Origin of the sequence: Ideonella azotifigens, assembly GCF_021043325.1 — a bacterium.
Taxonomy (GTDB): Bacteria; Pseudomonadota; Gammaproteobacteria; order Burkholderiales; family Burkholderiaceae_C; genus Ideonella; species Ideonella azotifigens.
Window position 1 is genome coordinate 153,884 of record NZ_JAJNKD010000006.1, and the last position, 18,656, is coordinate 172,539.

The window sequence follows — 18,656 nt, forward strand, 5'->3', positions numbered from 1 at the left end:
GTCTGCAAGGCCGGTGCCAGTGTGCATGCCGCATGGGGCATGCGCAAAGCCTCTTGCGAAGCGGCTTGCAAGCCAGGTTGGGTACGGGCCGATTTCAGGGCAAGATAGGGAAAACGAGAAATCGATGCGAGGAAACGACTGCATGACCGTGATCAGCCCAGACCTTTCCCCTCGGACTGCAGACGGCCGCCGGCCGGACCCGGACTGGTGGCGCGGTGCCGTCATCTACCAGATCTACCCGCGCAGTTTCGCTGATGCCAACAACGACGGCATTGGCGATTTGCCCGGCATCACTGCCCGGCTGGAACATGTGGCCGAGCTGGGGGCGGACGCGATCTGGATCTCGCCCTTCTTCAAGTCGCCCATGGCCGACTTCGGCTACGACGTGGCCGACTACCGCGAGGTGGACCCGATCTTCGGCACGCTGGCCGACTTCGATGCGCTGCTGGCCAAGGCCCATGCGCTGGGCCTGCGCATCATCATCGACCAGGTGCTCTCGCACACCTCCGAGCAGCACGCCTGGTTCAAGGAAAGCCGCAGCAGCCGCGACAACCCCAAGGCCGACTGGTACGTGTGGGCCGAAGCCAAGCCCGATGGCAGCCCGCCGAACAACTGGCTCAGCGTCTTTGGCGGCCCGGCCTGGCAGTGGGACAGCCGGCGCCGCCAGTATTACCTGCACAGCTTCCTGACTGCACAGCCCGACCTGAACCACCACAACCCCGAGGTGCAGGACGCCTTGCTGGGCGACGTGCGCTTCTGGTGCGAGCGCGGCGTGGACGGTTTCCGCTTCGACGCCTGCAACCACCAGTTCTACGACCGCTCGCTGCGCGACAACCCGCCAGCCGATGCCAAGGAACAGCAGAGCGTGACGACGGTGCGGCCGGACAACCCGTATGCCATGCAGCGCCATCTGCACGACAAGACCCAGCCCGAGAACCTGGCCTTCCTGCAGCGCGTGCGCCAGGTGCTGGACGGCACCGGTGCGGTCAGCATCGGCGAGGTGGGCGACGACCACCCGCAGCCCATCATGGCCGACTACACCGAGGCCGGCAAACGCCTGCACATGGCCTACAGCTTCGCGCTGCTGACGCCGTATGTCTCGGCCAAGCAGATCCGAGAGCAGGTCGAAAGCCTGGAACTGGCGCTGGCGCGCACCGGTGGCTGGGGCTGCTGGGCGCTGTCCAACCACGACGTGCCGCGCGTGGCCTCGCGCTGGGCGCCCGCCAATCAACCCGACCCGGTGCTCACCCGCACGCTGCAGGCCCTGCTGTTCACGCTGCGCGGCAGCGTCTGCACCTACCAGGGCGAGGAGTTGGGCCTGCCCGAGGCGGACATTCCGTTCGAGCTGCTGCAGGACCCTTACGGCAAGACCTTCTGGCCCGAGTTCAAGGGCCGTGACGGTTGCCGCACGCCCATGCCCTGGCAGCACGACGCGCTGCAGGCGGGTTTCAATGCCGGCGCCGCGCCCTGGTTGCCGCTGGGCCAGGGCCACGGCGAGCGCTCGGTGGACCTGCAGCAGGCCGACCCGGCCAGCCCGCTGCACCATGCCCGCGCACTGCTGGCCTGGCGTCGCGGCGAAGCCAGGCTGCGCAACGGCAGCATCCGCTTCCATGACGCGGCCGAGCCGGTGCTGCTGTTCGAGCGCGCGCGGGGTGCCGGCCCGGCGCTGGTGCTGGCCTTCAATCTGGGCGACACGCCAGTCAGCCTGCCGTTGCCGGCCAAGCTTGGCATGCTGCTACCCGTCAACGGCACACCCATTGCCCCTGCGGAACTGTTGGAAGCTTCAGGCGATGCGCACTGCGCCGGCGGCCGCTGCTGGCTGTTGCCGGCGCATGGCGCGGCGATTGCTGTCACTGCCGCTTGAGGCCATCCAAACATCCCTGCCCGGTTGCCGCGTATTGCGGTAGATTGGCCCTCACTTCTGCACAGGACTGTTGCCGCCGCGCATGACCGCTTTACCCGTGCCAGATGCCCAGCCCGGCGCCCAGCCCGGCCCCTCACTCGGCGCTTTCCCCGGCGCCCCTTCGGCTGACCTCGTTGCCGCGCTGCAGCGCGCCGAATCGGCCGACCCGTTTGCCGTGCTCGGCCCGCATCGCCTGGCCGATGCATCGCCAGGCTGGGCGCTGCGGGTGCTGTTGCCCGGCGCCGTCCAGGTCAGCGCCGTGACACCCAAGGGCGCATTGCTTGCGCCCTTGCGCTGCGTGACCGGCAGCGACCTGTGGTGCGGCGTGCTGCCCGCGTCCGAAACCGCGCCCGACTACCGCCTGCAGATCGACTGGGGCACGCACCAGTCGCGGCTCGACGACGCCTACCGCTTTGGCTCGCAGCTGCGCGAGACGGACCTCTGGCTGCTGTCAGAAGGCACGCACCTGCGGCCTTACGAGGCGCTGGGCGCGCATCCGCTGGACGTCGGCGGCGTAGGGGGGGTGCGCTTCGCCGTCTGGGCGCCGTCGGCGCGGCGGGTCTCGGTGGTCGGCAGCTTCAACAGCTGGGATGGTCGGCGCCACGCGATGCGGCTGCACCCTGCCAGCGGCGTGTGGGAGATCTTCATCCCGCACGTGGCCGAGGGCGACCTGTACCGCTTCGAACTGGTGGGGGCCGACGGTCGGCTGCGCCTGAAGTCCGACCCATACGCCAACCGTGCCGAGCTGCGGCCCAGCACCGCCTCCATCGTGCAGCGGCTGCCTGCCGGCGTGGCCAGCAGCCCGCTGCGCCGCCGTGCCAACGCGCTGGACGCGCCCATCAGCATCTATGAAGCGCACCTGGGCTCGTGGCGCCGCGGGCCGGACAACCGCTGGCTGAGCTACCGCGAACTGGCCGCGCAGCTGGTGCCCTACGTGCGCGACATGGGCTTCACCCACATCGAGCTGCTGCCGGTGCAGGAGCACCCGTTCGATGGCTCGTGGGGCTACCAGCCCACCGGCCTGTTTGCGCCCACCTCGCGCTTTGGGTCGCCGGAAGACTTCAAGCACTTTGTCGACACCGCCCACGCTGCCGGCCTGGGCGTGATCCTCGACTGGGTGCCGGCCCATTTCCCGACCGACGAACACGGCTTGGCCCAGTTCGACGGCACCCATCTCTACGAACACGCCGACCCGCGCGAGGGTTTCCACCCCGACTGGCAGACGCTGATCTACAACTACGGCCGCCGCGAGGTGCGCAACTTCCTGATCGGCAACGCGCTGTACTGGATCGAGCGCTTCGGCATCGACGGGTTGCGGGTGGACGCGGTGGCCTCGATGCTTTACCGCGACTACAGCCGCAAGGAAGGCGAGTGGATTCCGAACCAGCACGGCGGCCGCGAGAACCTGGAAGCCATCTCCTTCCTGCGGCGCATGAACCGGGCCATCGGCATCGAGCGGCCCGAGGCCATCATGATCGCCGAGGAGTCCACCTCGTTTGCCGGCGTCAGCCGCCCGCCGTCTGACGACTGCGAATCCGGCGGCCTGGGCTTCCACTACAAGTGGAACATGGGCTGGATGAACGACACGCTGCGCTACCTGGCGCGCGACCCGGTGCACCGCAGCTTCCACCAGGACGAGCTGCGCTTCTCGCTGGTCTATGCCTTCAGCGAAAACTTCATGCTGCCGCTCTCGCACGACGAAGTGGTGCACGGCAAAGGCTCGCTGCTGCGCAAGATGCCGGGCAACGATTGGCGCCGCTTTGCCAACCTGCGTGCGGCCTACGGCTACATGTGGGGCCACCCTGGCAAGAAGCTGCTCTTCATGGGCAACGAGATCGGCCAGTGGGGCGAGTGGAACGCCGAAGCCCAGCTGGACTGGCCGCTGCTGGAGCGCGAGCCGCATGCCGGCCTGCAGCGCCTGGTGCGCGACCTGAACCTGGTGTTGCGCCACCACCCGGCGCTGTACCAGCGCGACGTGTCCGGCGACGGCTTCGAGTGGCTGCGCCATGACGATGCCGCCAGCTCGGTGCTGGCCTTTGTGCGCAAGGCCGGCGGTGATGCACCGCCGGTGGTTGTCGTCAGCCACTTCACACCCGAGGTGCGCCATGGCTACCGCATTGGCCTGCCGCAGGGCGGCCAGTGGGAATCGCTGCTGAACACCGATGACGCGGCCTACGGCGGCAGCGGCGTGTCGCCCGGGCCGCTGCAGGCCGAAGCCGTGCCCTGGGACGGCCAGCCACAGTCGCTGGTGCTGACGCTGCCGCCGCTGGCCACGTTGATGCTGCGCCCGGCCGGCGGCCCGCTGCCGGTCGACTTCTCTGCGCTCATCGCCTCGGAAGCTGCCACCGAAGGCACGGATGCCCGTCCCTGAGTTACCGCCTGGCGACCCGCTGTCGCTGGGCGGCTGCGTCGTGCCCGGCGGGCTGCGCTTTGGCGTCTGGGCGCCCGAGGCCGAGCAGGTCTGGCTTTGCCTGTTCGACGACAAGGGCCAGCAGGAAACCCAGCGGCTGCCGCTGCTGCCCAGCCCGCTGGGCGTCTGGCATGGCACGCTGCCGGGTGGCCGGGCCGGGCAGGTCTACGGCTACCGCGCGGCTGGCCGCTGGGCGCCTGAAGAGGGCCTGCGATTCAACCCGCAGCGCCTGTTGCTGGACCCGTATGCGCGTGAAATGGTTGGCAGCTACCGCGGCCGCACGCAAGCCGAGCTGGCCGCCTACCTGGACTTCGACCCGGCCGACCCTTCGCGGCCGCACCCGGACGACAACGCCGCTGTCGCGCTGAAGGCGCGCGTGCTGCCCGAGCTGGCCGCGCAGCCGGTGGCGCTGAAGCCGCCACCCGCAGGCCAGCGCGTCATTGCCGAAGTGCATGTGCGCGGCGCCAGCGCGCTGCACCCCGGGCTGCAGGCCGGCCAGCGCGGCAGCTATGCCGGCCTGGCCCATCCGGCACTGATCGCCCACTGGCGCGGCCTGGGTGTCACGACGGTGCAGCTGATGCCGGTGCAGGCCCGTGCCGACGAAGCCCGGCTGCAATTGCTGGGCCTGCGCAACCACTGGGGCTACACGCCGATTGGGCTGCTGGCACCCGAAGCGCGTTATGCCGGGCCGCCTGAGCTGGAAACAGCAGACAGCGGCCACACCGCCGGGCCGGCCTTGCGCGAAGCCATCGCCGAGCTGCGCAGCGAAGGCTTCGAGGTGCTGCTGGACGTCGTGTTCAACCACAGCGCCGAAACCGACCTGCAAGGCCCTTGCCTGAGCTTCAAGGGCCTGGCCAACCGCCACTGGTATCGCACCGAGCCGGATGCGCCGGGCCAGTACCAGAACTGGACCGGCTGCGGCAACACGCTGAACCTTGCCGAGCCCATGGTGCTGCGCTGGGTGGTGGACGCGCTGCGCCACTGGGTGCAGGCTTACGGGGTGGACGGCTTTCGCTACGACCTGGCGCCCATCCTGGCGCGCGACGACACCGGCCGGTTCGCCGGCGGCGCGGCCCTGTTCGCCGCGCTGCAGGCCGACCCGCTGCTGCGCCGCTGCCTGCACATTGCCGAGCCCTGGGACCTGGCGCCGCACAGCTACCAGCTCGGCGGCTTCCCGCCCGGCTGGCTGGAATGGAACGACCAGGCCCGCGACAGCCTGCGTGCCTACTGGCTGCAGCCCGGCCACGAGCGCAGCACGCGCGCCGCGCTGGCCACACGCCTGGCTGGCTCCAGCGACCGTTTCGCCGCCGATCCGCGCCACCCACGCCCGCCGTCTGCCAGCGTCAACTTCGTGACCTCGCACGACGGCTTCACGCTGCGCGACCTGGTCAGCTACAACCAGCGCCACAACGAAGCCAACGGCGAACACAACCGCGACGGCCACGGCGACAACCTGAGCTGGAACGCCGGCATCGAAGGCGACAGCGACGACCCCGCCGTGCAGCACACCCGTGCCCGGCTGCAGCGCGCCCTGCTGGCCACGCTGCTGCTTTCGCGCGGCACGCCGATGCTGCTGATGGGCGACGAACTCGGCCACACCCAGCACGGCAACAACAACGCCTACTGCCAGGACAACCCCGTGTCCTGGCTGGACTGGGGCGACGCCGGCAAGCCGGCGGAGACTCAAGCCTTGCCAGCCTTCATCGCCCGGCTCACCGCGCTGCGCCGCGCCGACGCTGCGCTGCATGCCGACCAGTGGCTCAGTGGCCAGCCTGGCGCCGATGGCGTGGCTGACGTGACCTGGGCCACACCATCCGGCACAGCGCTGGACGAAGCCGGCTGGCACGACCGTGGCGATCGCGCTTTGAGCGTGCTGCTGGCGCCGCCGGGCGTGGGCCACTGCACGCTGCTGCTGTTCAACCCCATGGACCAGCCGCGCCGCTTTGCCTTGCCGGCGCCGCCGCGTGGCGGCGCCTGGCGGCCATTGCTGGACAGCGCAACGCCCAGTGGCGAGCCGGCCAAGCCCGAAGCGGCTGCCGGTGCGCCCGATGGGCTTTCAGCATGCGAGCTGCCGCCTCGAAGCGTGCAGGTCTGGTGCAGCGCCGCGTTGGCGCTGACGCCGCTCGTGAACCCGGCCGCGCAGGTGGCCTTCGATGGAACGAACGGAGACTGATGTGATGGACTTGAACCGCAGTGCGAACAGCCGTTGGCTGGCCCGGCGCACGCTCGCGCTGGTGCTGGCCGGCGGGCGTGGCTCGCGCCTGATGAACCTGACCGACAACCGCGCCAAGCCGGCAGTTCACTTCGGCGGCAAGTTCCGCATCATCGACTTCGCACTGTCGAACTGCCTGAACTCCGGGCTGCGCCGCATCGGCGTGATCACGCAGTACAAGTCCCACTCGCTGCTGCGCCACCTGCAGCGCGGCTGGAGCTTCATGCGCAACGAGATGGGCGAGTTCATCGACCTGCTGCCGGCACAGCAGCGGACCAACGAAGAGCACTGGTACCGCGGCACGGCCGATGCGATCTGGCAGAACCTGGACATCATCCGCAACTCCACGCCGCCCGAGTACGTGGTGGTGCTGGCCGGGGACCATGTCTACAAGATGGACTACTCCATCATGCTGGCCGACCACGTGGCCAACGGCCGCGGTGTGACCGTGGGCTGCATCGAGGTCTCCTGCGAAGAGGCCACCGGCTTTGGCGTGATGGCGGTCAACGAGCAGCGCCACGTCACCGCCTTTGTCGAGAAGCCGGCCGTGCCACCCACGCTGCCCGGCCAGCCCGGCCGATCGCTTGCCAGCATGGGCATCTACATCTTCAGCGCCGACTACCTGTTCCGCCTGCTGGAGGAAGACGCGCTGGACCCGAACTCCAGCCATGACTTCGGCAAGGAGCTCATTCCGCGCGCGGTCGCGGAGGGCCAGGCGCTGGCGCATCCATTCTCGATGTCGGCCATTGCCAACCCGCCGTATTCGCGCCCGTACTGGCGCGATGTGGGCACCGTGGACGCCTACTGGGCCGCCAACCTGGACCTGGCTTCGACCACGCCCGAGCTGAACATGTACGACCGTGACTGGCCGATCTGGACCTACCAGGAGCAGCTGCCGCCGGCCAAGTTCGTGCACAACCAGGAAGACGGCCGGCGCGGCCAGGCGGTGGACAGCCTGGTCTCGGGCGGTTGCATCGTCTCCGGCGCCACGGTGGTCGACTCGGTGCTGTTCTCCAACGTGCTGCTGCGCTCCTACAGCCAGGTCACGCGCAGCGTGGTGCTGCCGGACGTGCAGATCAACCGCCACTGCCGAGTGCGCAATGCGGTGATCGACCGGCGCTGCAAGCTGCCCGAGGGCCTGGTGGTCGGCGAAGACGCCGAGCTGGACGCCAAGCGCTTCTACCGCAGCCCCAACGGCGTGGTGCTGGTCACCCGCGACATGCTCAGAAAACTCTAAGGAAGCCAATCGATGCGGGTGCTGCAGGTCTGCGCTGAAATTTTTCCCTTGCTCAAGACGGGCGGGCTGGCCGATGTGGCGGGCGCGCTGCCGGCGGCACTGCAGGCCGCCGGTGCCGATGCCCGGGTGCTGCTGCCCGGCTTCGACGCGGTGCTGGCCGGCCTGACCGAGCCGGCCCTGGTGGCCGAGCTGCCGGCGCGCGGCCAGGTGCCGGCAGCCCGCCTGCTCTATGGCCAGCTGCCGGCGGCCAACACCTCCGGCTACGTGATCGAATCGCCCGCGCTGTACCAGCGCGCCGGCGGCCCGTATGCCGACGGCAACCAACAGCCCTATGCCGACAACCACCTGCGTTTCGCCCGCCTGGGCTGGGCCGCGGCCGAGCTGGCGCAGGGGGCTGACGCGTACTGGCGGCCCGCGCTGGTGCATGCCCACGACTGGCATGCCGGCCTGGCGCCGGCCTGTCTGCGCGCGCTGGGCTCGCCCGCGGCCTCGGTCTTCACCATCCACAACCTGGCCTACCAGGGCAGCTTCGACGCCCGGCACTTCGCCGAGCTGGGCCTGCCACCCGAGTTCTTCGGTGTGGATGGCGTGGAGTTCCACGGCGGCCTGAACTTCATGAAGGCCGGGCTGTTTTTCGCCGACCACCTCAGCACCGTCAGCCCGACCTACGCCCGCGAGATCCAGCAGCCCGAGCAGGGCATGGGGCTGGACGGCTTGCTGCGCACCCGCAGCGCGGTGCTGCACGGCATCCTGAACGGCGTGGACCCGGCCGTCTGGGACCCGGCGCATGACCCGGCCATCACTGCCACCTACGAGCCGCGCCGCCTGGGCCGCAAGGCGCTGAACAAGGCCGCGCTGCAGGCTGCGATGGGGCTGGCCCTGGTGCCGGACTCGCCACTGTTCATTGTCGTCAGCCGGCTCACCGAGCAGAAGGGCCTGCACCTGGTGCAGGCGGCCGTGCCCGGGCTGGTGGCATGCGGCGCGCAGTTTGCGCTGCTGGGCAGTGGCGACCCCGGCATGGAAGCTGCATTCCGCAAGCTCGCGGAGGAAACGCCGGCCTCGGTGGCGGTGCGCATCGGCTATGACGAGCTGTTTGCCCATCAACTGGTGGCCGGTGGCGACGTGATCATGGTGCCTTCCCGGTTCGAGCCTTGCGGGTTGACGCAGTTGTACGGCCTGCGTTATGGCACCTTGCCGCTGGTGCGCCGCGTCGGCGGGCTGGCCGACACGGTGACCGACTGCTCGCTGGAGGCGCTGGACGACGGCAGCGCCACCGGCATGGTGTTCGACAGCTTCGACGAAGCCGGCCTGGCGACGGCGCTGCGCAGGGCGCTGGCGCTGTACCGCCGGCCGCGCGACTGGCGCGCGGTGCAGCGCAACGCCATGGCCCAGCGCCATGACTGGGGCGTGGCGGCAGAGGCGTATCTGGCGATGTACCGCGCAGCACTCGGCCACTGAACCACCTTCCAAGAACCAACACGACCCGACCCATACAGAAAGCGACGGATGCCATGGACCTGACCCAGTTCGAGCACCAGTACGACCACCTGGCCACCGACGTGGCCGCCTTCAAGCGGCTGATTGCCAACAAGCTGATCTACCAGGTCGGCAAGGACCCGATCTCGGCCCGGCCCGAGGACTGGATGCATGCCGCGGCCTACGCGGTGCGCGACCACCTGGTCGGCCGCTGGATGCAGACCACGCGGGCCCAGTACGCGCAGGACGTCAAGCGCGTCTACTACTTCTCGATGGAGTTCCTGATCGGCCGCACCTTCGGCAACGCGGTGCTGGCGCTCGAACTGATGCCCACGCTGCGCCAGGCGCTCAAGGAGTTCGACTGCGACGTGGAGGCGCTGTTCGAGCTGGAGCCCGATGCAGCCCTGGGCAACGGCGGCCTGGGCCGGCTGGCCGCCTGTTTCCTCGACTCCATGGCCACGCTGGGCGTGCCTGGCTTTGGCTACGGCATCCGCTACGACTACGGCATGTTCCGCCAGACCATCCAGGGTGGCCGCCAGGTCGAGGCACCGGACTACTGGCTCACCCATGGCAACCCGTGGGAGTTCCCGCGGCCCGAGGTGGTCTACCGCGTGCGTTTTGGTGGCCGCATCGAAGAAAGCCCCGCGTCCGGCGGCGGCCCTGCGGCCGTGCGCTGGGTGGGCACCGACGACGTGCTGGCCATGGCCTACGACACCATCATCCCCGGCTACGGCACGCCCGCCACCAACACGCTGCGGCTGTGGAGCGCCAAGGCCACCGAAGAGATGGACCTGAAGGCCTTCAACCAGGGCAACTACTTCGGCGCGGTGGAGACCAAGAACCACAGCGAAAACGTCTCGCGCGTCTTGTACCCGGACGACTCCACCGCCGATGGCCGTGAGCTGCGGCTGCGCCAGGAGTATTTCTTCGTCTCGGCCAGCGTGCAGGACCTGGTGCACCGCTACCTGCGCACCCACAGCGGCTTCGAGAAGCTGCCCGACAAGGTCAGCATCCACCTGAACGACACCCACCCGGTGCTGGCCATTCCCGAGCTGATGCGGGTGCTGATCGACGAGCAGCTGCAGCCCTGGGACACGGCCTGGGCGCTGTGCCGGCGCATCTTCAGCTACACCAACCACACGCTGATGCACGAGGCGCTGGAGACCTGGCCGATCGAGCTGTTCGGCCGCGTGCTGCCGCGCCACCTGCGCATCATCTTCGACATCAACGCCCGCTTCCTGCAGGAACTCACCGAGCAGCACGGCGCCGACGCCGCGCTGATGCGCCGGCTGTCGCTGATCGACGAAGGCGGCGAGCGGCGCGTGCGCATGGCCTACTTGGCGGTGGTCACCAGCCACTCGGTCAACGGTGTCTCGGCGCTGCACTCGGAGCTGATGATCCAGTCGATCTTTGCCGACTTCGCCAAGCTCTGGCCGGAACGCTTCAACAACAAGACCAATGGCATCACGCCGCGCCGCTGGCTGGCGCATGCCAACCCCGGCCTGTCGGCCCTGCTGGACGCCCGCATCGGCCGCGGCTGGCGCCGCCACCTGGACCAGCTCGAAGGCCTGAAGGGCGCGCTGGAACTGCCCGGTTTCCTCGGCGCCTTCCGCCGCGTGAAGCGCCAGAACAAGCAACGCCTGGCCGCGCTGGTGCAGCAGCAGATGGGGCTGGCGCTGAACGTGGACGCGCTGTTCGACGTGCAGGTCAAGCGCATCCACGAATACAAGCGCCAGCTGCTCAACGTGCTGCACGTCATCTCCCGCTACCGCCGCATCCTGGCCCAGCCGGACGCGCAGTGGGTGCCCCGCGTGGTCGTCTTCGCCGGCAAGGCGGCCTCGGCGTACCACATGGCCAAGCTGGTGATCCGCCTGATCAACGACGTGGCCGAGGTGGTCAACAACGACCCACGCACCCAGGGCAAGCTGCAGGTGGTGTTCGTGCCGAACTACAGCGTCAGCCTGGCCGAGATCATCATCCCGGCGGCCGACCTGTCCGAGCAGATCTCCACCGCTGGCACCGAGGCTTCGGGCACCGGCAACATGAAGTTTGCGCTGAACGGTGCACTGACCATCGGCACGCTGGACGGCGCCAACGTCGAGATGCGCGAGCACGTCGGCCCCGAGCACATCTTCATCTTCGGCCACACCACGCCCGAGGTCGCGGCCCTGCGTGCCCGCGGCTACCAGCCGCGCGAGTGGGTGGAGAAGGACCCGGAGCTGGCCGCGGTGCTGGAGCTGCTGCGCAGCGGCGTCTTCAGCCCCGGCGAACCCGCGCGCTACCAGGCCATCATCGACACGCTCGTGAACTGGGGCGACCACTACCTGCTGCTGGCGGACTACCGCAGCTACGTCGACATGCAGGACAAGGTCGATGCGCTCTACCGCAACACCGACGAATGGACCCGCCACGCGGTGCTGAACGTCGCCGGCATGGGCCATTTCTCGTCCGACCGCACCATCGCCGAATACGCCCACGACATCTGGCACAGCACCCCCGTGCAGCTGCCTCAACCGCTGCAGGCCTCCGCCAGCCTGCCGGTCGGCCACTTGGTGCCGCAGCAGCGATAGGGGTGCGGGTCCTGCGCCGCGTCAGCGCGACGGAGGACTGAAACCGCCCGACACAGCTTTTTTGTCCCCGCCTCTCAAGTGAGCGGCGGCATTGGTCGATAGCTGGATAAGCCCTGTGAACACGGGGCAATTCCTGAGGACTCGACCGATGAATGCCGTGTTACGCGCCACGCCGCTGTGGACCCTGATGCTGATGCTTGCCGCCTGTGGCGGAGGCGGAGACAGTTCGACTGGCAGCGAAACCGCGGCGGCAACGTCCGGAAGCACCTCGGGCAGCAATGTCGACAGCAGTGCCGGCGGTGCGGTTGCCGCGGCCGAGGGTGTCAGCGAGATTGCTGCGGCGACCGCCGCTGCCCCCACGCTGGCACAGCGCAAGGCCGCGGCGACCAAGGTGGCCGGCAAGGATGCCAGCTGCACCTCGCTGACCCCGTTCTACTGGGAGATCGGCAACGCGACCGGCAAGCAGGCCAGCGGCACTGGCGGCGCCGTCACCAGCACCAACAAGGCGCCGACGGCGACCACCCTGATGCCGGTGGCTTCGGCTTCGAAATGGGTGTTCGCCAGCACGGTGATCGAGCAGACCGCCGGCAGCCTGTCGGCCAATGACGTGGCCCTGCTCAGCATGCGTGGCGGCTACAACAATTTCGACAGCTGCAGCAACACCGGCACCGTGGCCTCCTGCCTGAAGGAGCCGGGCCGCTTCGGCGGCACCAACGGCGACCACATCGCCGCGCAGGACGGCAAGTTCTCCTACGGCGGCGGCCACATGCAGGTGCTGGGCAATGCCCGCGGCCTGGGCCCGGACAACAACAGCCTGCTGGCCAGCGCCTTGCGCTCGCAGCGCGGCATGTCCAACAGCATGAGCTACATCAACCCGCAGCTGGCGGGCGGCCTGGCCACCACGGCCACCGGCTACGCCAGCTTCCTGCGCCAGATCCTGGACGGCAGCTACGCCAGCACCGCGAAGTCGCTGGGCACGCAGGCCACCTGCACCCACACCAACGGCAGCGATTGCACGACGGCCATCTTCAGCCCGATCAACCAGTCCCGCCCCGGTGGCCCGAACGACATCAGCGACGAGCGCTGGCACTACTCGCTGGGCCACTGGGTGGAAGACGACCCCACGGTCGGCGATGGTGCCTTCAGCAGCCCGGGCCGTTTCGGCTTTTATCCGTGGATTGACAAAAGCAAGGCCTGGTACGGTGTGCTTGCACGCACGGACAGCGTGAATGTCAACAGCACGGACCCGAAAAAGGCGCCGTACAACACCTCCATGCAGTGCGGTCGCAAGATCCGCGCAGCCTGGGTCAAGGGCAGCTGAGGAGCTGATCCGGGCCACGGTCTGGCCTGACAAATATGGGCGCCCGATGGCGGCGCCCGCAAGGGTTTGCGGCAGGCCGAACGCCGCAATTTGTCACATTTCTGGTGGCATGGTTGCTGCATGTTTGTCTTGGACAGCTGTAGAGCAGCCAAGCCATCAGGGGGTGTCGTTGGACAGGGCGCCAGGACAAGTTCGAGAGCGCCCAGGCGATGCCGGGTCGGTAGCGAAAAACTCGCACCGGGCCGCATAGAAAGAGATTGATCAATGACGAAGTTGGGACACCAGGCGGGGCATGCCCGTCTGATGGGCGCGCCTGCGCGTGAAATGCGTCAAACCGACGCGGTGCAGCAGGCGACGATGACCGCCAATCATGGCGGCTTGACGGCCAAGCTGATGGCCAGCCGTTTTGGCTGGAATCTGGTGGCATTTGCGACGCTGTCGCTGTTCGCAGTTGCAGCGGCTCACTCGGCCACCGTGGACGAGCGGGCTGCTGCAGCCGGGATCGTGGCCAGCACCGATCCGGCCTGCACCAGCCTCACGGCTTTCTATTGGGAAATTGGCGATGGCGTCGGCCTCAAGGCCAGCGGCCAGGGCGGCAGTGGTGGCAGCCTGAAGACCATCAATGCGACCACCACCATTCCGGTGGCCTCGGCCTCGAAATGGGTCTTCGCCAGCATGGCGGTGGAGCAGGTGCAGGGCCAGGTGAGCGACGTGATGGCCAAGGCCCTCACGATGAGCGCCGGCTACGTCAACTTCAACGCCTGCTCGACCGCCTCCACGGTGGACAGCTGCCTGTCCGAACCGGGTGCTGCCGGTGGCACCAACGGCGACTACACGTCCAACTATGACGGCTATTTCTACTACGGTGGTGGCCACATGCAGGTGCTGGGTGACGCAATGGGCTACGGCCCTGACACCACCGCCGACCTGACCGCTGCAACCAAGCTGCTGCCCAACACCAAGCGCGGCCTGACCTGGGTCAATCCGCAGCTGGCGGGCGGCCTGGGTGTGTCGGTCAACGGCTACACCCAGTTCCTGCGTAACCTGATCAACGGTTCGTACACCTACATGAACCCGGCGCTGGGCTCGCACGCGGTGTGCACCCACACCAACGGTGACGATTGCCCGACGGCCTACTACAGCCCGATCAACAACGGTCGCCCGGGTGGTGTCAACAACATCAGCGACGAGCATTGGCACTACTCGCTGGGCCACTGGGTCGAGGACGACCCGACGGTTGGCGACGGCGCCTTCAGCAGCCCCGGCAAGTTCGGCTTTTATCCCTGGGTGGACGCGGGCAAGCAGTGGTACGGCGTGATCGCCCGCTACGACATGGCCAACGTCTACAACACCGATCCGCAGAAGCAGCCTTACTACACCTCGGTGCAGTGCGGCCGCAAGATGCGCGCGGCCTGGATCGACCCGACCGGCCAGGGGCTGGTGAGCAAGGCGCTCAAGGCGCAAGCCAAGAAGAGCTGACGCCAAGAGGGCCGGGATCGTGGCCGGGGCCTGTCCCGCGCCATACAATCCCGGCCCTGTTTCATTCCTGTTCGAGCGCCACGTGGACCTCAAGCTTCCCATCAAGATCATCGACGAGTTGGCCGAGTCGGTGATTGAATCAACCGGCGTCCTCGACCTGGCCAGCGGCGAGATCCGCGACGTGAAACTCAGCGAGGACAACGATCCGCCGTATGAAGGCTTCCCGGGCGAGGACGAGGACTATGAGTTCACCTCCGGCATGCTGACCAACGGCAAGAAGGAAGTCGAATTCCGCGTCGAGGTCGACGTGGTCGGTCGCAAATACTCGGTCACGCCGTCTGAACTGCTGGAGCTGAAAGGCCGCGCCGCGCGCCTGTTCTCCGCCGCGCCCAGCGCGCCGCCGGCACCGCCTGCGCCCCCGCCCAAGGGCCGCAGGAAGAGCTGACCGAACCCGGCAGCTGCAAGCCCCGCCACCCTGGGCCGCTGCCACGAAACGTCACACCGACGTTCGTACAATTCGCGCATCCCGCCAGGGCGCCATTTGGAACATCCCAATGGCGCCCTTGTCGTCTTCGGACCTTCTTCTTCGACCGTGAGCGCTGCCATGCCAGTCAACCTGCAAGCCCCGAACCCTCTCGACCTGGCGCCGGTGGCCGGCGTCACGCTGGGCATTGCCGAAGCCGGCGTGCGCAAGGCCAATCGCAAGGACCTGGTCGTCGTGCGGCTGGAAGAGGGCGCGGCAGTGGCCGGCGTGTTCACGCAGAACCGCTTCTGCGCCGCGCCGGTGCAGGTCTGCCGCGAGCACCTGGCACAGCTGGCGGAAGGCAGTGCGATCCGCGCCATCGTGGTGAACACCGGCAATGCCAACGCCGGTACCGGCGCCGACGGCCTGGCCCGCGCCCGCCGCACCTGCGCCAGCCTGGCCACGCTGATGGGTGTCGCGCCCGAACAGGTGCTGCCGTTCTCCACCGGCGTGATCATGGAGACGCTGCCGGTCGAGCGCATCGAAGCCGGCCTGCCGGCTGCGCTGGCCGACCTGCAGCCCAGCCACTGGGGCCGCGCCGCCGAAGGCATCATGACCACCGACACGCTGCCCAAGGCCGCGTCGCGCCAGCTCACGATTGGCGGCAAGACCGTCAACGTGACCGGCATCTCCAAGGGCGCCGGCATGATCCGCCCGAACATGGCGACCATGCTGGGCTTTGTCGCCACCGACGCGGTGATCGCGCCCGAGCTGCTGCAGCCGCTGGTCAAGGCCGCGGCTGACCAGTCCTTCAACCGCGTGACCATCGACGGCGACACTTCGACCAACGACTCCTTCCTGCTGATCGCCACCCAGCGCGCCGGCCACGCCGCCATCACCTCGCTGAGCAGCGAGGAAGGGCAGGCGCTGCAGGCAGCGGTGTTCGAAGTCTCGCGCCTGCTGGCCCAGGCCATCGTGCGCGACGGCGAAGGCGCCACCAAGTTCATCGCGGTGCAGGTCGATGGTGGCCGCAATGAGGCCGAGTGCAAGCTCGCTGCCTACGCCATCGCCCATTCACCGCTGGTCAAGACCGCCTTCTTCGCCAGCGACCCCAACCTCGGCCGCATCCTGGCGGCCGTCGGCTACGCCGGCATCGGCGACCTGGACCAGAGCCTGATCGAGATGTTCCTCGACGACGTTCATGTCGTCACCCAGGGTGGCCGCCACACCGCCTACCGCGAGGAAGACGGCCAGCGCGTGATGAAGCAGAGCGAGATCACGGTGCGCGTGGACCTGAAGCGGGGCCTGGCGACCACCACGGTCTGGACCTGCGACCTGTCACACGACTACGTCAGCATCAACGCGGATTACCGCAGCTGATTGAGTCGGGCAGTCGTTGGACTTTTCAAGGTGAAATCGCGGTTTGCCGATTCACCTTGAAATCAGTCACGCTTGAGCTTGGCGCTCAGTAGGCTGCTGTCGCCGGCGTGTCCATCTCGCCGCGGTATTCCACCTTGCCGCGCAGCTTGGCCCGCGGGTGCACGTCCAGCAGGGCGTCGTAGATAGCGTCGCCGAGCAGGGTCGCGGAGCCGGTGATTTCCAGGGTCTTGCGGGCGATCACGGTGCCGCGCACGATGCCTTCGATCAGCACGTGGTCGGCTTCGATCTGCGTGGCTTCGACGACGCCTGTGGGGCCGACGTGCACGGTGCCGCCTTGCTGCAGCTGGATCGGGCCCTTGAGCGTGCCGTCGATGCGCAGTCCCAGGTCCTTCGTGGTGCTGAAGGTGCCTTCGAAGACGGCGCCTTCGGCGATCAGGCTGGAGATCGCGTTCAGCGGTTCCACCGGCACCAGGCGGGGCGTGAAGCTGGCGGTGTTCGGATTCTGGTCTGCGCCGTTCATGGCTCACTCACTTCTGCAAAGGTCGGGGATTCTGGCCACGGGCATTGTGCCCGCGGGGCTGGTAGAGGCTGCGTCCAAACGAAACCTGGGCGACTTGCCAGACGAGCGAAGGTTTGCTCGCTCAAGGCCAGTGCACTCCGTTCTTCCACCACAGCGTGAGCAGCACCGCAGCCGGCACGAAGCCCCACAGCAGCGCGCGGCGCAGCACGAATGCGGCCCAGCGCCAGGCAATGCGACGGCGTGCGATGGGCGCGGCGCGCTGCGAGGCGCGGGCCAGCGCGGCGCGGCGCAGCGCTTCGGGCGAGCGCAGCGCGGCCGGCGGGCCGGACTCGCCGCTGGGCGTCGGGTTGGACATGATGGGCGATGGTGCTCAGCGGCTCACGGCAGGTCGACCAGGCGTTCGACGCGTGCATTCAGCTCCGCGCCATTGACCTGCAGCTGACCGTAGCGCACCTGGCCGCTGACGACCGCGCTGGCGTGCAGCGTGACGCGTCCACTGGCCTGCAGCAGGCCGTCTGCATGGCCCAGCACCGACAGGCTGCGCGCCTGCAACTTGCCCTGCAGCCGGCCGCTCTCGGTGATGATGACGTGGCCTTCGCCCTGCGCCGGCGTGGCGTCCAGCCGGCCGCGCCAGACGCCCGCCACCGTCAACGAGCCGGCGATGCGGGCCTGGCCCTCGAACTCCCAGTCGGCGCCCAGCAGCGAGTGCTGGCCGGTTGGTCGGCTGTCGGGTGCCGGGTGCAGCACCTGGGCCGCGCTCAGCGTGGGCAGCGCGCGCATGTCGGGCAGCGCAGGCCCAAGCGGGATGCGCGGCAGGGAGTCAGAGTCGCTCATGCTGGAAGTGCTGGTGAAATTGAAGAGCGGCGCTCAGGCCGTGGTGTCGAGCACCGGCAGCGAGCGTTCGTGCTTGAGGGTGCGGAACGGGCCTTGCAGCACGCCGCCGTCGTAGAGTCGCAGCCGCGAGGCGCTGAGCGAGCCGGTGCAGATGCCGGTGCTGGCCACGTGCACCGTGCCCTGGCATTCGACCTGGGTGGTTGCGTCCGCCTCGTCGGCCACGCCGCCCAGGTGGCCCAGCACGTACAGGTCGCCGAGCACGCGGAACTTGCCCTGCAGTTGCCCGGTGTGCCAGATCACCAGCTTGCCGGCGATCTCGCCGCTGCCGCGCAGCGTGCCTTGCAGCAGCAGCCCGCCCTTGAACAGCAGCTCGCCGTTGAGCATCGTGCCTTCGGCCACGCGGTTGATGATGTTCATGGCCACCGGGTCGATGACCAGGCTGTCGTGGCCGCTGGGGAAACTGCTTTCCTGGAAGACGCTTGTCATGCTGTTCAGCTTTTCATCCACCAGATGCAGGCTCCGGCGACCGTGCCGCCAACGAGCAAGCTCCAGGCCACCAGCCCGGCGACCAGGACCTTGCGCCGCAGCGCGATCAAGCCTGGCAGCGCCAACGGCTGACCAGCCACGGCGCGTGTCGGGTCGCGGCTCAGCAGCGTGCGCCCGGCCAGGCCGATCAAGCGCGCCTTTTCGCCCAGGGCGCCAATGCGCACACCACGGTCCGAGACCTGGCGCACCGACGCGCTGCGCCCCATGTCCACCAGCGTGGGCAGGCCGACGATGTGCTCGGTGAAGAAGCGGTCGAAGTCGGCATCGGGCAAGGACATGGGCGCGATTATCGCCAAGCCGGTGCC

At 68.4% G+C, this 18,656-nt stretch carries 15 protein-coding genes; 10 read left to right on the top strand and 5 right to left on the bottom strand.

Translation table 11 applies throughout. The annotated features are described in order from the left end of the window. The first annotated feature begins 142 nt into the window (after positions 1–142). The 10 genes from LRH25_RS15090 to argJ all read left to right on the top strand — a co-directional run bounded on the left by LRH25_RS15090 (position 143) and on the right by argJ (position 16,451). The gene (locus LRH25_RS15090) at positions 143–1,864 is read left to right on the top strand and encodes an alpha-amylase family glycosyl hydrolase (protein ID WP_231011494.1); all 1,722 of its coding nucleotides are present in this window, start codon (positions 143–145) and stop codon (positions 1,862–1,864) included. An 82-nt stretch (positions 1,865–1,946) separates the two neighbouring features. Further along, a complete protein-coding gene (glgB, locus tag LRH25_RS15095) occupies positions 1,947–4,274 on the top strand; it encodes a 1,4-alpha-glucan branching protein GlgB (protein ID WP_231011496.1) in 2,328 nt (775 codons plus the stop codon). After that, positions 4,261–6,486 (top strand): glycogen debranching protein GlgX, encoded by a 2,226-nt coding sequence (glgX, locus tag LRH25_RS15100; RefSeq protein ID WP_231011498.1) that lies wholly within the window; start codon positions 4,261–4,263, stop codon positions 6,484–6,486. Before glgB ends, glgX begins: the two co-directional genes overlap by 14 nt. A gap of 4 nt (positions 6,487–6,490) precedes the next feature. Further along, positions 6,491–7,762 carry a glucose-1-phosphate adenylyltransferase gene (glgC, locus tag LRH25_RS15105; RefSeq protein WP_141291891.1) on the top strand — a complete coding sequence of 424 codons (1,272 nt, stop codon included), beginning with the start codon at positions 6,491–6,493 and terminating at the stop codon, positions 7,760–7,762. A gap of 12 nt (positions 7,763–7,774) precedes the next feature. After that, positions 7,775–9,220 carry a glycogen synthase GlgA gene (gene glgA, locus LRH25_RS15110; RefSeq protein WP_231011500.1) on the top strand — a complete coding sequence of 482 codons (1,446 nt, stop codon included), beginning with the start codon at positions 7,775–7,777 and terminating at the stop codon, positions 9,218–9,220. A gap of 53 nt (positions 9,221–9,273) precedes the next feature. Next, positions 9,274–11,808: a glycogen/starch/alpha-glucan phosphorylase gene (locus LRH25_RS15115; RefSeq protein ID WP_141288222.1), complete on the top strand. Its 2,535-nt coding sequence runs from the start codon at positions 9,274–9,276 to the stop codon at positions 11,806–11,808. A 148-nt stretch (positions 11,809–11,956) separates the two neighbouring features. Continuing rightward, the gene (locus LRH25_RS15120; protein WP_141288221.1) at positions 11,957–13,129 is read left to right on the top strand and encodes a hypothetical protein; all 1,173 of its coding nucleotides are present in this window, start codon (positions 11,957–11,959) and stop codon (positions 13,127–13,129) included. Between the two features lie 264 nt (positions 13,130–13,393). Further along, positions 13,394–14,608: a hypothetical protein gene (locus LRH25_RS15125; protein ID WP_141288220.1), complete on the top strand. Its 1,215-nt coding sequence runs from the start codon at positions 13,394–13,396 to the stop codon at positions 14,606–14,608. Between the two features lie 82 nt (positions 14,609–14,690). Then, a complete protein-coding gene (locus tag LRH25_RS15130; RefSeq protein ID WP_141288219.1) occupies positions 14,691–15,053 on the top strand; it encodes a hypothetical protein in 363 nt (120 codons plus the stop codon). 159 nt (positions 15,054–15,212) lie between these two features. After that, a complete protein-coding gene (argJ, locus tag LRH25_RS15135; protein WP_141288218.1) occupies positions 15,213–16,451 on the top strand; it encodes a bifunctional glutamate N-acetyltransferase/amino-acid acetyltransferase ArgJ in 1,239 nt (412 codons plus the stop codon). A gap of 85 nt (positions 16,452–16,536) precedes the next feature. On the opposite strand, the gene LRH25_RS15140 is transcribed toward argJ, so the two are convergent. From LRH25_RS15140 to LRH25_RS15160, 5 genes are all read right to left on the bottom strand, one after another. Beyond that, positions 16,537–16,971: a bactofilin family protein gene (locus tag LRH25_RS15140; RefSeq protein ID WP_141288217.1), complete on the bottom strand. Its 435-nt coding sequence runs from the start codon at positions 16,969–16,971 to the stop codon at positions 16,537–16,539. 121 nt (positions 16,972–17,092) lie between these two features. Further along, complete coding sequence (locus LRH25_RS15145; protein WP_231011501.1) at positions 17,093–17,326, bottom strand: hypothetical protein; 234 nt, start codon at positions 17,324–17,326, stop codon at positions 17,093–17,095. Positions 17,327–17,349: 23 nt separating this feature from the next. Beyond that, entirely contained in the window at positions 17,350–17,805 is a 456-nt protein-coding gene (locus LRH25_RS15150) for a bactofilin family protein (RefSeq protein WP_231011503.1), read from the bottom strand. A gap of 33 nt (positions 17,806–17,838) precedes the next feature. Then, a complete protein-coding gene (locus tag LRH25_RS15155; RefSeq protein ID WP_141290592.1) occupies positions 17,839–18,291 on the bottom strand; it encodes a bactofilin family protein in 453 nt (150 codons plus the stop codon). 5 nt (positions 18,292–18,296) lie between these two features. Continuing rightward, entirely contained in the window at positions 18,297–18,629 is a 333-nt protein-coding gene (locus LRH25_RS15160) for a hypothetical protein (protein WP_141290594.1), read from the bottom strand. Positions 18,630–18,656: the final 27 nt, after the last annotated feature.

Excerpts from the sequence above, each read along its gene's own strand:
- LRH25_RS15115 (WP_141288222.1), top strand. The coding sequence starts at position 9,274 with ATGGACCTGACCCAGTTCGAGCACCAGTACGACCACCTGGCCACCGAC.
- LRH25_RS15090 (WP_231011494.1), top strand. The coding sequence starts at position 143 with ATGACCGTGATCAGCCCAGACCTTTCCCCTCGGACTGCAGACGGCCGC.
- LRH25_RS15145 (WP_231011501.1), bottom strand. The coding sequence starts at position 17,326 with ATGTCCAACCCGACGCCCAGCGGCGAGTCCGGCCCGCCGGCCGCGCTG.
- LRH25_RS15120 (WP_141288221.1), top strand. The coding sequence starts at position 11,957 with ATGAATGCCGTGTTACGCGCCACGCCGCTGTGGACCCTGATGCTGATG.
- glgX (WP_231011498.1), top strand. The coding sequence starts at position 4,261 with ATGCCCGTCCCTGAGTTACCGCCTGGCGACCCGCTGTCGCTGGGCGGC.
- argJ (WP_141288218.1), top strand. The coding sequence starts at position 15,213 with ATGCCAGTCAACCTGCAAGCCCCGAACCCTCTCGACCTGGCGCCGGTG.
- glgB (WP_231011496.1), top strand. The coding sequence starts at position 1,947 with ATGACCGCTTTACCCGTGCCAGATGCCCAGCCCGGCGCCCAGCCCGGC.
- LRH25_RS15155 (WP_141290592.1), bottom strand. The coding sequence starts at position 18,291 with ATGACAAGCGTCTTCCAGGAAAGCAGTTTCCCCAGCGGCCACGACAGC.
- LRH25_RS15150 (WP_231011503.1), bottom strand. The coding sequence starts at position 17,805 with ATGAGCGACTCTGACTCCCTGCCGCGCATCCCGCTTGGGCCTGCGCTG.
- glgA (WP_231011500.1), top strand. The coding sequence starts at position 7,775 with ATGCGGGTGCTGCAGGTCTGCGCTGAAATTTTTCCCTTGCTCAAGACG.
- LRH25_RS15125 (WP_141288220.1), top strand. The coding sequence starts at position 13,394 with ATGACGAAGTTGGGACACCAGGCGGGGCATGCCCGTCTGATGGGCGCG.
- LRH25_RS15140 (WP_141288217.1), bottom strand. The coding sequence starts at position 16,971 with ATGAACGGCGCAGACCAGAATCCGAACACCGCCAGCTTCACGCCCCGC.
- glgC (WP_141291891.1), top strand. The coding sequence starts at position 6,491 with ATGGACTTGAACCGCAGTGCGAACAGCCGTTGGCTGGCCCGGCGCACG.
- LRH25_RS15160 (WP_141290594.1), bottom strand. The coding sequence starts at position 18,629 with ATGTCCTTGCCCGATGCCGACTTCGACCGCTTCTTCACCGAGCACATC.